This is a genomic window from Micromonospora arida, assembly GCF_042873195.1.
Taxonomy (GTDB): domain Bacteria; phylum Actinomycetota; class Actinomycetes; order Mycobacteriales; family Micromonosporaceae; genus Micromonospora; species Micromonospora arida.
The window spans coordinates 323,588-336,175 of sequence record NZ_JBIALC010000007.1; the positions used below are offsets into that span (position 1 = coordinate 323,588).

The following is a 12,588-nucleotide window of genomic DNA, read 5'->3' on the forward strand; positions in this document are numbered from 1 at the left end:
AGGGCGTGGTCAGGCTCCGGGTTGCGGGCGCATTGCCCGGCGCGCTACGCGTTCGTGGCGGTCGACCGCTCGGCGGTACGCGATCGCGAGTAGCCGGTCGATCTCGGGCAGCAGTTGCGGACCGGGCATGACGATGCTGGCGAAGCCGTACTGTGCGTAGCCCGGGTGCGGCACGAGGGTGTCCAGTCGGGCGAAGTCGAACTCGTGCCGGTGCTCCTCGAACGCCTTGGGCGGAAAGCCGAACAGCCGCTCGAACTCCGCCCGGCCCAGGTCAAGGTTGAGGCGGAAGACGCCGGGGCGGTCAAGCTGTGCGGCCTCGTCGAAGCCGGGCACGTCGTGCTCGACGATGGTGGCGAACGGCTGGCGGCGGTCCGGGCCCACGAAGAAGAACCGGTCGCCCCAGGCCGCCTCGGGTGATCCGTTCTCCTCGCTCGCCACGACCTGCTCGACGCCGGGCAGTGCGGCGATCCGATCGGCGAGCACGGCCGTGTCGACACCGGTCGGGACGTGCAGGACCGCGTCGGCGTGTTCGATGGTGGCCTGGTCCAGCGGGAAGTAGCGGTAGTCGTGCGTTCGCTGCTCGGCCGCTGCGATGTCGGACGTCGGCAGGTACCGGGGAAGGCTGGTCTCCTGCTGGAGTCGGCCCTCGTAGGTCGAGGCGGCGGGGGGCCCGATGCCCAGCGCCGGGCTCGCGCCGAGGCTGCCGGCGATCACCGCGTACCGGTCGCCCAGCAGCGACGCGACGATGGCGCCGGCGCCGGCCCATGTCACCTTCGTGTCGGCCAGCGTCATCGTGCTCAGGTGACGCTGGAGGTGCGTGTTGTGCGCGAAGACCAGCGTGGGCCCGCGGTGTGCCTCGGCCGATCGGATCGCGAGCAGGTTCTCGGCCATCAGCGCGTCCCGGACCGCGGCCAGGCGGGCGAAGCGTTCCTCCTGGGCCAGTGGTGCGGCGGCCGCGGCGTGGTAACGCAGCAACGCGACCGCGGCCGTGGCGTGCACGAACGCCGTCGGCCAGCCCGCTGACTTCCACGGTGCCCGCAGGTACAGCTCGGTCAGCAGGTCGTCGGCGAGCACCCGCAGTCGCTGGGCGTCGGTCGAGCGCCCGACCGATCGGCCGGGTTCCCAGATCGCGGCCGTGTCACTCCACCGCACCTCGTCGCCGATCAGGTCGTCGATCTCGGCAGCCCGGTCCAGGTCCAGGAACTGGCAGACCTGGGTGAGGTGGCGGCGCGGGCTCGGGGCGCTCTCCAACTCCACCGGGGCGTCGAAGCCGTGGAACGTCAGTCGGTCGGGGACCGGTCGTCCGGCGTTCCACTCCCGCATCCGCAGCAGGAGGTCGCGGTTGGCCGGGGCCGCTCCGAATTTGTGGCTGAACCCTTCGGCGAGCGCCCGGTCGAGCGTCACGGCGCCGACGCCCTGCACGAACTCGTCGGCGATCAGCCCGGCCGTCCGGTCGCTCTCCACGGCGATCGAGCGGTAACCGTGCTCTGCCAGCGACAGAAAGGCCTCGTTGCGGAGTTGGAGGAAGGCGGACTCACCGTGCGTCGGTTCGCCGAGCGCGAGCAGCTCCGGGGATACCGCCAGCAGGTCGAGAAAAGGTGGCATTCCATGAACCGTATCGTTGAACCAGCGGTTGAGACTCACGAGCGGCGGAGCGCGGTGACAGGCACAAAACCTTCAAACCCAGGGGTACGCCGACCGGTCGACCTGGCGCGCGCCCACGGTCTCTCCGCGCAGGCCGTGCGCAACTACGAACGAGACGGCGTCCTGCCTCCGGCCCAGCGCACCCCGAACGGCTACCGTCGCTTCACGGAGCTGCACGCCAAGGCGCTGCGTGCCTACCTCGCGTTGATCCCGGGCCACGGCTATGCGGCCAGTGGCGAGATCATGCGGGCCGTCAACCGAGGCGAGATCGACACGGCGTTGCGCACCATCGGCCAGGGTCATGCCCTGCTCCAGCGCGATCGGGAAACCCTGGACGCTGTCGAGGCGGCGGTGGCGACGCTCACCGGAACGAGACCGCAACCGCAGAGCCAGAGAGCCGTGCCGATCAGCGTGCTGGCTCACCGCCTCGGTCTACAGGCGGCCACGCTGCGCAAATGGGAGCGGGCCGGGGTGCTGCGACCGGTACGTGATCCGGTGACCCACTACCGGCTCTACCTTCCCGACGACGTCCGGGACGCCGAACTGGCCCACCTGTTGCGCCGCGGCGGGTACCGGCTCGACCACATCGCCGGCGTGCTGCGTCGAGTGCGCGACGCTGGCGGTGCCGAACCGCTCGCCGCGTCGCTGCGCCAGTGGCGGCAACGGCTCACCGAGCGAGGCCGGGCCATGCTCACCGGGGCCGCCCGGCTCGCCGAGTACGTCGACACCGGTCAGCCGCCTGAACGCGCCTTGACCAGCGAGGCGAAGACCACCACGTTGTCCGCGTAGCCGGTCTCGCCGCCGACCCACTGGCCGCCGCAGGTGATCAGTCGGAGGCTCGGGCGGCTGAAGTCGCCGTACACCTCGTCCACCGGCAGTCGGCCCTTGTCGAACTTCTCCACCGAGTTGACCTCGAAGACGGCCACGCGCTGGTCGGTGCGGGTGACCTCGATCTCGTCACCGGAGCGCAGCTCGCGGAGTTTGTGGAAGACCCCCGGTCCGCTGGTGGTGTCGACGTGCCCGACGATCACGGCTGGGCCGTACTGGCCCGGGGTGGGCCCCTGGTCGTACCAGCCGGCCTCCTGGGCGCGGGCCGCGTCCGGCACGGCGATCGTGCCGTCCGGGGCGATGCCCACGTCGTGCACGGGCGCCCGCAGGTCGATCTTCTCGATGGCGAGGCTGGTCGGATGGCTGGCCGGCAGTACCGGGAACTTCTTCGGCGGCGGTCGCAGGCCGGCGCTGAGCCGGTCCGGCAACAGGCTCATGCCGGTCACCTGCTCGACGCCGAGCATCGCCACGATCAGCACCATCAGCGCGGCGATGGCCAGCACCGGCAACCCGGGGCTCGTACCGAACCGGTGTCGGGCCGACGGCGGCCCGGCCGGCCGCCGTGGCGGCAGTGGGCGGGCGGCCGGATCGGTGGTGGTGACGCTGGCCGACACGGCCTGCCCGGCGACCCGGCGCAGCCGTCCGGAGACGCGGGCCACCAGCCGGCCGGACGCGCGCAGCGCCGGCCCGGCCCGGAGGCGGGCGCGGCGATCCCGCCGCGCACGCGCGGATCTGCGGGTCATGGGTGATCCGGCTCAGGAGCCGGCTCCCGATCGACGTCGGCCGCCGGCCATCCCGAGCACGATCGCGGTGGCCACCAGCGCCACGCCACCGAGCACCAGCAGCGAGCCGGTGCCGCGCCCACCGGCCATCCCACCGCCACCGGTCGCCGGGCCCTTGCTGGGTGAGGCCATGTTCAACACGGTCAACGTGGTCGACGACGTCTGGCCGTTCTCGCAGCGCAGGTCGACCGGGTAGTCACCGGCCGCCTTGTCGCTCGGAATGGTGGCCTGCCCGGTCAGGAAGCCTTTGTCCGGTTTGAGCATCACGTTCCCGAACGCGTCGGAGTGCACGTTGGACTGTCGGTTGTTGTTGTCGTTGTCGCAGCTCGCCTTGATGTTGACCCGGCTGCCGGCCTGGGCGCTGTTCGGTGTCACCTCGACGAAGACGTTCTCGCCGGCTCGCGCCGGCGCGATCGACAACAGGACGAACGCCCCGACCAGCCCCACCAGTGTCAGTACGGACGAGAGCGCGCGGTTGATCGTGCGGATTGCGTGCATGATTTCCCCCCAACCGGCGACGACCGCCGGAACCCTCCCCTGGGCACGCGGGCTGCTTTCCCGCTGGCGCGGGGGCAAACCCGCAGGACGGGCAGGGTCAGCGGGGTCGGGGGATGGGGCCGGTGGCGGGCAGGGGGGTGACGGGGTGCCAGTTCAGCGGGGAGGACAGGACCATCGTGCTCGACGGTTGGCCGTACGGGGCGAGACGGTCGATGACCCCCTCGAACGCGCCGATCGAGCCGGCCGCCACCTTCAGCACGCTGCACGCGTCCCCGGTGATCCGGTGGATCTCCAGGATCTCCGGCCAGTCGGCCACCGCCGGGTCGTGCAGGATGCACCGCGCGCCGTAGCAGGACATCCGGATCAGCGCGACCACGGTACGGCCGGCGCGGCTCAGGTCGACGTGGGCGTGGTAGCCGGTGATGATCCCGGCCTCCTCCAGCCGGCGGACCCGCTCCGCGACCGACGGTGGCGACAGGTGCACCCGCCGGGACAACTCGCTGAAGGAGAGCCGCGCGTCGGCCTGCAGCTCGCGCAGCAGCGCCCAGTCCATGTCATCCACGCTCAGACCTTACTTTCGTGAACCGACTTCGCCTAGTTGCCTTTGGTTTGCCAGGTGAAGGGGCCCAGAGCCGTTGATTCGGCATTCCGCAGGCCGATCCGACCGCGAGATCATGACGTCGGCCAGTCCGGGGGAGGGAGACGAGATGGTGGATCAGACGGAGCGGCGGGCGCCGAACCGCCGTGCCACGGTGCAACCGGTGACCCCCGGGCAGCGCGTCGCGCAGGCGGAGCGCACCGGCGGCGAGCCGACCCTGGAGTTCGCCGACATGGTGCCGTACGACGCGTACGTGCAGGCCAGCGCCCTGCACAAGATGCAGCACCCGCTCAGCAGCGACCCGGGCGAGATGTCCTTCCTGATGGTCAGCCAGATCATGGAGCTGTACTTCGGGCTGACCTGCCACGAACTGCGGGAGACCCAGCGGCTGATCCGCGCCGACCAGATCTGGGAGGCGTTGGCCCCGCTGGGCCGAGCCAAGCTGCACCTGGAGGGGCTCAACGCCGCCTGGCAGGGCCTGCGCTGGATGAGCCCGGCCGACTTCAACCGGTTCCGCAATCTGCTCGGTGAGGCCTCCGGCTTCCAGTCGGCGATGTACCGACAGTTGGAGTTCCTGCTCGGGTTGCGCGACCCGACGCTGATCCGCCCGTTCCGCAGGCAGGCCGAGGTGCACGCCGAGTTGAGCGCCGCGTTGGCCACCCCGAGCCTCTGGGACGATGTGCTCGCGCTGCTCGCCCGGCGCGGCTTCGACCTCCCCGCCGAACTGCTCGACCGGGACGTGGCCGTCGAACACGACCCGCACCCGTTGGTCGAGGCGGCCTGGGTAGGGATCTACGACGACGCCAGCCCGGACAATCACCTGCGGCTGCTCGGCGAGGCGCTGAGCGCGGTCGCCGAGGAATTCGGCGACTGGCGCTGGAACCACGTCAAGGCGGTGCAGCGGACGATGGGCGCCAAGGTCGGCAGCGGAGGCTCCGCCGGCCTGGCATGGTTGCAGCGCAGCATGGCCCGGGTGGTCTTCCCGGAGTTGTGGTCAGCCCGCACCGCGATGTGACCGGAGAGCGAGAAGAGCAATGACGACCCCTCAAGCCGAGCCGCTGGGCCTCGCCGCCGGCGAGGCCAAGTCGCACCGCCTCGCCGCTGGCGAAGCGGAAGCGCATCGCCGTGACGAGGCCGACGCCGGCCACCGGCACCTGTTCCACGTGCCGCCGGCCGACGGCGGCGACCACCCCGAGTCGGCGTACCTGGCCGGCAACTCGCTCGGCCTGCAACCTCGGGCCACCCGCGACGAACTCCTGGCCGACCTGGACGCGTGGGGGCGGCTCGGCGTGGAGGGGCACCTGGAGGCGGAGCGCCCCTGGCTGCCGTACCACGAGCTGTTGACCGGGCCGGCGGCGCGACTGGTCGGCGCCCGGCCCGCGGAGGCCGTGGTGATGAACTCGCTCACGGTCAACCTGCACCTGCTGATGGTGAGTTTCTACCGACCGGAAGGCGCGCGCACCCGCATCGTCATCGAGGACGCGGCGTTCCCCTCGGACAGCTACGCCGTGCGCAGCCAGGCCCGGTTCCACGGCCTGGACCCGGACGACACGGTGGTCCGGTTGCGTCCGCGCGCGGGTGAGGACGCCCTGCGCACCGAGGACGTGACCGACTACCTGGCCGCCGAGGGCGACCGGGTGGCGCTGCTGCTGCTCGGCGGGGTCAACTACCTCACCGGTGAGCTGCTGGACATCCCGGCGATCACGGCTGCCGGCCGGGCCGCAGGTGCGGTGGTCGGTTGGGACCTGGCCCACGCGGTCGGCAACGTGCCGCTGGCCCTGCACGACTGGGACGTCGACTTCGCCGCGTGGTGCTCCTACAAGTACCTGAACTCCGGCCCGGGTGCGCTGGCGGGCGTCTTCGTGCACGAGCGGCACCTCGGCGACGAGAACCTGCCCCGGTTCGAGGGGTGGTGGAGCACCACGGCGGCCACCCGGTTCGAGATGACGCCGGTCTCCCGGCCACCGGCCACTGTGGAGGCCTGGCAGATCTCCAACCCGCCGATCTTCGCGATGGGTCCGGTGCGTACCTCGCTGGAGTTGTTCGACGCGGTGGGGATGACCGCGCTGCGCGCGCGCAGCCAGCGCCTCACCGGCTGGCTGGAGGCACTGCTCGACGAGGTGACCGTCGGCCGGCCGCTGCGGGTGGTCACCCCGCGCGACCCGGCCCGCCGGGGCTGCCAGCTCTCCGTGCGCATCGGTTCCGGAAGCGCCAACGAGCTGACCAAACGCCTACGGTACGAACACGGGGTCATCGCCGACGCCCGCGAACCCGATGTCGTGCGGTTCGCCCCGGTGCCGCTGTACTCCACGTACCTCGACTGCTGGCGTGCCGCTACGGCGCTCGCCGCGACGGTGGGGGCGACCCTGTGAGCGCGAGGAGTGAGCCGGGGTTGCGGGCCCCGCAGTCGCGAACGAAAGGCGGCTCAGCATGACCGCGCGGCGCGACGAGATCGCGATCATCGGTGCCGGGCTGGCCGGCTGTCTCGCGGCCTGCTTCCTGGCCCGGCGTGGCTACCCGGTGGCCCTCTACGAGCGCCGCTCCGACCCGCGCGCCGGCACCGCCGAACGCGGTCGCTCGATCAACCTGGCGCTCTCCGAGCGCGGCCTGGACGCGTTGCGCCGCATCGGGCTGGCCGAGCAGGTGATGACCGACGCGCTGCCGATGCGCGGCCGGATGATCCACCCGGTCGAGGGCGAGCAGCAGTTCCAGTCGTACAGCGCGGCCGGCGACCGGGCGATCAACTCGATCAGCCGGGGTGCGCTGAACAACGCCCTGCTGGACGAGGCCGCCGCGCTGCCGGGCGTGCGGGTCGTCTTCGACCACCGGCTGGTCGGGCTCGACCCGGCCGACGGCACCCTGAGCTTCGAGACCCCGCAGGGTCCGGTCGCGGCGAAGGCGTCGGTCGTGCTCGGTGCCGACGGCGCCGGCTCCGCGGTGCGCGGGCAACTGCTGGCGTACGGGCTGCTGGACGAGAGCGTGGACTTCCTCGACTACGGCTACAAGGAGCTGACGATTCCGCCGCTGGGCGGGGACTTCGCCCTGGACCCGGACGCGCTGCACATCTGGCCGCGCGGCACCTCGATGATGATCGCGCTGCCGAACCCGGACCGCTCCTTCACCTGCACGCTGTTCTGGCCCAACGACGGTGCCGGCAGCTTCGCCTCGCTGACCAGCCCGGCGGAGATCGAACGGCACTTCACCGAGCACTACCCGGACGTGGTTCCGCTGGCCCCGAACCTGGTCGACGACTACCAGCACAACCCGGTGGGCGTGCTCGGCACCGTGCGCTGCACCCCGTGGCAGGTCAACGGGAAGGTCGGCCTGCTCGGCGACGCGGCGCACGCCATCGTGCCGTTCTACGGCCAGGGCGCCAACTGCGCCTTCGAGGACGTGGTGGAGCTGGACCGCTGCCTGGACGAGTGCGCCGACGACTGGTTGGCGGCGCTGCCGCTGTTCCAGCGGCGCCGACAGGAGAACGCCGAGGCCATCGCGACGATGGCGCTGACCAACTTCGTGGAGATGCGGGACAAGGTCGCCTCCCCGGTCTTCCAGACCCGGCGGCGGGTGGAGCACGCACTGGAACGGGCCCTGCCCGGCCGGTACGTTTCCCAGTACGAGCTGGTGTCGTTCTCCACCACCCCGTACGCGGAGGTTCGCCGCCGGGTGCGCCGACAGCACCGGGTGCTCGGGGCGGTCGTCGGCGGGGCCGCGCTGCTGCTGGTCGGCGCGATCGGTGCGGCACTGAGCCGAGGGAGGCGGGCATGACCGGCAACTGGGATCCGCGGCTGATGGCCGGCCACGCGCCGAGTGGCCCGCAGCGGTTGCGCAACTTCGTCGCCGGCGAGTTCGTCGACGGCGGAAGTACGTTCGCCAAGGCCAGCCCGGTCACCGGGGAGCAGGTCTTCGAGGTCGACGAGGCGTCGCAGTCCACGGTGGACGACGCGGTGGCCGCCGCCCGGGCGGCACTGCGGGGGCCGTGGGGCCGGATGGGGGAGCGCGAGCGCGCCGAGGTGCTGCGCCGCGTCGCCGACGAGCTGGAGCGCCGCTTCGACGACCTGGTCACCGCCGAGGTCGCCGACACCGGCAAGTCCATCGCCCAGGCCCGCACCCTGGACATCCCGCGCGGCGCGGCGAACTTCCGGGCGTTCGCGGAGATCGTGGCGACCGCCCCCACCGAGTCGTTCACGACGGTCACCCCGACCGGCGGCCGGGCACTCAACTACGCGCTGCGCAAGCCGGTCGGCGTGGTCGCGGTCATCGTGCCGTGGAACCTGCCGCTGCTGCTGCTCACCTGGAAGGTGGCTCCGGCGCTGGCCTGCGGCAACGCCGTCGTGGTCAAGCCCAGCGAGGAGACGCCCGCCTCGGCGACGGTGCTCGCCGAGGTGATGGCCGCCGCTGGCGTACCGGCTGGGGTGTTCAATCTGGTGCACGGCTTCGGGCCGGACTCGGCGGGCGAGTTCCTCACCCGTCACCCGGGCGTCGACGCGATCACCTTCACCGGCGAGTCGGCCACCGGCGGCGCGATCATGCGGGCCGCCGCCGACGGGGTGAAGGCGGTGAGCTTCGAACTCGGCGGCAAGAACGCCGGCCTGGTCTTCGCCGACGCCGACCTGGACGCCGCGGTGGCCGGCTCGGTCCGGTCCAGCTTCACCAACGGCGGGCAGGTGTGCCTCTGCACGGAGCGCATCTACGTGCAGCGCCCGGTCTTCGAGGAGTTCACCGCACGGCTGGCGAAGCGGGCCGGCGAGTTGACGTACGGCTGGCCGACCGACGAGGCCACCGCCACCATGCCGCTGATCTCCCACCAGCACCGGGCGAAGGTGCTCGGCGCGTACGAGCTGGCCCGCTCGGAGGGCGCCGAGGTGCTCACCGGTGGCGGCACGCCCACCTTCGGCGACACCCGCGACGGCGGGTCGTACGTGCAGCCGACGGTGCTCACCGGGCTCGGCCCGGACGCCCGCACCAACCGGGAGGAGATCTTCGGCCCGGTGGTGCACGTCGCGCCGTTCGACACCGAGGACGAGGCGTACGCCCTCGCCAACGGCACCGAGTACGGTCTGGCGGCGACCGTGTGGACCCGGGACGTGGGTGTCGCGCACCGGGCCGGCGCCCGGCTCGACGCCGGCATCGTCTGGGTGAACACGTGGTTCCTGCGTGACCTGCGTACCCCGTTCGGCGGGGTGAAGGCGTCCGGGATCGGTCGCGAGGGCGGCGTGCACTCGCTGAACTTCTACTCCGAACTCACGAACGTCTGCGTGGACCTGTCGTGAGCCGTAGCGAGGGAGCGGGCATGGAAGCTGACATCGAGGCCGCCAATCGGGAGTTGGCCGACGCGCGCAGCTCCGGCAAGCCGTGCGCTCCGCTCCGGGGCCGGCTGCTGCCGGAGGGCGACGTCGAGGCCGCGTACCGGGTGCAGCAGCTCCAGGCGCGGGCCTGGCAGGGCCGTGGCGAACGCCGGGTAGGCGCGAAGATCGGGTTGACCTCCCGGGCCGTGCAGGAGGCCTTCGGGGTGTTCCAGCCGGACTTCGGCATGCTGACCGACGCCATGGCGGTCGGCGACGGGGTCGAGGTGCCCATCGACCGGCTGCTCCAGCCCCGCGTGGAGGCGGAGATCGCCTTCGTGCTCGACAAGGATCTCCCGAACCCGCAGCTCACCACGGTCGACCTGATCCGCGCGGTCGACCACGTGCTGCCGGCGATCGAGATCGTCGACTCCCGGATCGCCGCCTGGGACATCTCCATCGTGGACACCGTCGCCGACAACGCCTCCAGTGGGCTCTTCGTGCTCGGCACCACGCCGCGCCGGCTCGCCGACGTGGACCTGCGACTGTGCGGAATGGTGCTGGAGCACGCCGGCGAACCGGTCTCGGTGGGCGCGGGCGCCGCCTGCCTGGGCAACCCGCTGCACGCCCTGCAGTGGTTGGCCGGCACCCTGGCCCGCGCCGGCGACCCGCTGCGCGCCGGGGACGTGGTGCTCTCCGGGGCGCTCGGTCCGATGGTGCCGGTCACCCCGGGGGCCGCGTACGAGGCCCGAATCTCCGGGCTGGGCTCGGTGCGCACATCCTTCAGCGACAGGGGCGGCCAGTGACCACTAACGTGGCGGTGCTGGGATCGGGAAACATCGGCACCGACCTGATGATCAAGGTATTGCGGCTCAGTGAGAGCCTGCGCATGGTGGCGATGGCCGGCATCGACCCGGCCTCCGACGGCCTGGCGCGCGCTCGCCGGCTCGGCGTCGCCACCACCGCCGACGGCGTGGACGGGCTCGTGGCGATGCCCGAGTTCGCCGACGTCGAGCTGGTGTTCGACGCCACCTCGGCCGGTGCGCACCGACGCCACGACGAGGTGTTGCGCGCCCACGGCCGCACGGTGGTCGACCTGACCCCGGCCGCGCTCGGCCCGTACGTGGTGCCGCCGGTCAACCTCGACGAGCATCTGCACCAGCCCAACGTCAACATGGTGACCTGCGGCGGGCAGGCGACAGTGCCGATCGTCGCCGCGGTACGCCGCGTCACCCCGGTGGCGTACGGGGAGATCGTCGCGTCGATCGCGTCGAAGTCCGCCGGGCCCGGCACCCGGGCCAACATCGACGAGTTCACCGAGACCACGGCCCGCGCCATCGAGGTGGTGGGCGGGGCCGAGCGGGGCAAGGCGATCATCGTGCTGAACCCGGCGGACCCGCCGCTGCTGATGCGCGACACCGTCTACTGCCTCTGCCCGGACGCCGACGCCGACACCGACGCCATCGCCGCCTCCGTGGCCGAGATGGTGGCGGCCGTGCAGGAGTACGTCCCCGGCTACCGGCTCAAGCAGGACGTGCAGTTCGACCGGGTCGAGGCGTACCTGCCGACGCTCGGGCGGCGGCTCACCGCTCTTCAGGTGTCGGTCTTCCTGGAGGTCTCCGGCGCCGGGCACTACCTGCCCGCGTACGCCGGGAACCTGGACATCATGACCTCCGCCGCGCTGCGCACCGCGGAGCGGCTGGTCGCCCTGCGTTCTTCGGAGGTGGCCGCGCCATGACCGAGCTGTACATCCAGGACGTGACGCTGCGCGACGGCATGCACGCCATCGCCCACCAGTACACCGTCGACCACGTACGCACCATCGCCGCCGCGTTGGACGCCGCCGGGGTGGCCGCCATCGAGGTGGCGCACGGTGACGGTCTCGCCGGCTCCAGCGTCAACTACGGCCACGGCGCCGCCAGCGATGCCGAGTGGATCTCGGCGGCCGCCGAGGTGCTGACCACGGCGAAGCTGACCACGCTGCTGCTGCCCGGGATCGGCACCATCGCCGACCTGAAGGCGGCGAAGGCGCTCGGGGTGACCAGCGTGCGCATCGCCACGCACTGCACCGAGGCGGACATCAGCGCCCAGCACATCTCGTGGGCCCGGGAGAACGGCATGGACGTCGCCGGGTTCCTGATGATGTCGCACATGTTCGATCCGGCTGGGTTGGCCGGGCAGGCCAAGCTGATGGAGTCGTACGGGGCGCACTGCGTCTACGTCACCGACTCCGGCGGCCGGCTGCTGATGTCCGACGTGGCCCAGCGGGTCGACGCGTACCGGCAGGTCCTCGCCCCGGAGACGCAGATCGGCATCCACGCCCACCACAACCTGTCGCTCGGGGTCGCCAACAGCGTGCTCGCCGTCGAGCACGGCCGGGTCACCGGGTCCGCGCCGGTCGGCCCCGACGCGGTGCACGGCCGGACCGTCCGCGTCGACGCCTCCCTCGCGGGCATGGGCGCCGGCGCCGGCAACGCCCCGCTGGAGGTCTTCGTCGCAGTGGCCGAGCTGCACGGCTGGAAGCACGGCTGCGACGTGTTCGCGCTGATGGACGCCGCCGACGACATCGTCCGTCCGCTGCAGGACCGGCCGGTCCAGGTGGACCGGGAGACGCTCTCCCTGGGGTACGCCGGGGTCTACTCCAGCTTCCTGCGGCACGCCGAGCGGGCCTCCACGAAGTACGGCGTGGACGTCCGGTCGATCCTGGTCGAGCTGGGCCGCCGCCGGATGGTGGGGGGCCAGGAGGACATGATCGTGGACGTGGCACTCGACCTGGCCGACAAGGAGCAGGCTGTGAGCGCGAGGAGTGAGCCGGGTTTGCGAGCCCCGCAGTCGCGAACGGAAGGTGGCTCAGCGTGAGCGCGAGGAGTGAGCCGGGTTTGCGAGCCCCGCAGTCGCGAACGGAAGGTGGCTCAGCGTGAGCGCGAGGAGTGAGCCGGGTTTGCGAGCCCCG

The 12,588-nt window shown here is 71.9% G+C and carries 12 protein-coding genes; 8 read left to right on the forward strand and 4 right to left on the reverse strand.

Annotated features, from left to right (window positions below):
- Positions 1-9 precede the first annotated feature (9 nt).
- Positions 10-1,605 carry a DUF6194 family protein gene (locus tag ACFYP0_RS22370; RefSeq protein ID WP_355501049.1) on the reverse strand — a complete coding sequence of 532 codons (1,596 nt, stop codon included), beginning with the start codon at positions 1,603-1,605 and terminating at the stop codon, positions 10-12.
- 54 nt (positions 1,606-1,659) lie between these two features.
- Here ACFYP0_RS22370 and ACFYP0_RS22375 point away from each other — a divergent pair, with 54 nt between their 5' ends.
- A complete protein-coding gene (locus ACFYP0_RS22375; RefSeq protein WP_355501052.1) occupies positions 1,660-2,433 on the forward strand; it encodes a MerR family transcriptional regulator in 774 nt (257 codons plus the stop codon).
- Here the strand turns inward: ACFYP0_RS22375 and ACFYP0_RS22380 are convergent.
- The 3 genes from ACFYP0_RS22380 to ACFYP0_RS22390 form a co-directional block, all read right to left on the reverse strand.
- Positions 2,376-3,152 (reverse strand): class F sortase, encoded by a 777-nt coding sequence (locus tag ACFYP0_RS22380; RefSeq protein WP_355501145.1) that lies wholly within the window; start codon positions 3,150-3,152, stop codon positions 2,376-2,378. The two genes, ACFYP0_RS22375 and ACFYP0_RS22380, sit on opposite strands and share 58 nt — an antisense overlap.
- A gap of 75 nt (positions 3,153-3,227) precedes the next feature.
- Positions 3,228-3,752, reverse strand: a complete 525-nt coding sequence (locus ACFYP0_RS22385) for a hypothetical protein (protein ID WP_355501055.1) — start codon at positions 3,750-3,752, stop codon at positions 3,228-3,230.
- Between the two features lie 97 nt (positions 3,753-3,849).
- Positions 3,850-4,314, reverse strand: a complete 465-nt coding sequence (locus ACFYP0_RS22390) for an Lrp/AsnC family transcriptional regulator (protein ID WP_091405454.1) — start codon at positions 4,312-4,314, stop codon at positions 3,850-3,852.
- Positions 4,315-4,462: 148 nt separating this feature from the next.
- Between ACFYP0_RS22390 and ACFYP0_RS22395 the strand changes: the two genes are divergently transcribed.
- Genes ACFYP0_RS22395 through dmpG form a run of 7 tightly spaced genes read left to right on the forward strand, consistent with a single transcriptional unit; the run spans position 4,463 to position 12,494 of the window.
- Positions 4,463-5,365, forward strand: a complete 903-nt coding sequence (locus tag ACFYP0_RS22395) for a tryptophan 2,3-dioxygenase (RefSeq protein WP_355501148.1) — start codon at positions 4,463-4,465, stop codon at positions 5,363-5,365.
- A gap of 19 nt (positions 5,366-5,384) precedes the next feature.
- Positions 5,385-6,722, forward strand: a complete 1,338-nt coding sequence (kynU, locus tag ACFYP0_RS22400; protein ID WP_355501058.1) for a kynureninase — start codon at positions 5,385-5,387, stop codon at positions 6,720-6,722.
- 58 nt (positions 6,723-6,780) lie between these two features.
- The gene (locus ACFYP0_RS22405; protein WP_355501061.1) at positions 6,781-8,118 is read left to right on the forward strand and encodes an FAD-dependent oxidoreductase; all 1,338 of its coding nucleotides are present in this window, start codon (positions 6,781-6,783) and stop codon (positions 8,116-8,118) included.
- 23 nt (positions 8,119-8,141) lie between these two features.
- Positions 8,142-9,623 carry a 2-hydroxymuconic semialdehyde dehydrogenase gene (locus tag ACFYP0_RS22410; RefSeq protein WP_355501151.1) on the forward strand — a complete coding sequence of 494 codons (1,482 nt, stop codon included), beginning with the start codon at positions 8,142-8,144 and terminating at the stop codon, positions 9,621-9,623.
- Between the two features lie 20 nt (positions 9,624-9,643).
- Positions 9,644-10,441, forward strand: a complete 798-nt coding sequence (locus ACFYP0_RS22415) for a 2-keto-4-pentenoate hydratase (protein WP_124856670.1) — start codon at positions 9,644-9,646, stop codon at positions 10,439-10,441.
- Entirely contained in the window at positions 10,438-11,373 is a 936-nt protein-coding gene (locus ACFYP0_RS22420) for an acetaldehyde dehydrogenase (acetylating) (RefSeq protein ID WP_112584141.1), read from the forward strand. The genes ACFYP0_RS22415 and ACFYP0_RS22420 overlap by 4 nt, the downstream gene beginning before the upstream one ends.
- On the forward strand, positions 11,370-12,494 hold the full coding sequence (gene dmpG, locus ACFYP0_RS22425; protein ID WP_355501070.1) for a 4-hydroxy-2-oxovalerate aldolase: 1,125 nt from the start codon (positions 11,370-11,372) through the stop codon (positions 12,492-12,494). Before ACFYP0_RS22420 ends, dmpG begins: the two co-directional genes overlap by 4 nt.
- The last annotated feature ends 94 nt before the right edge of the window (positions 12,495-12,588 follow it).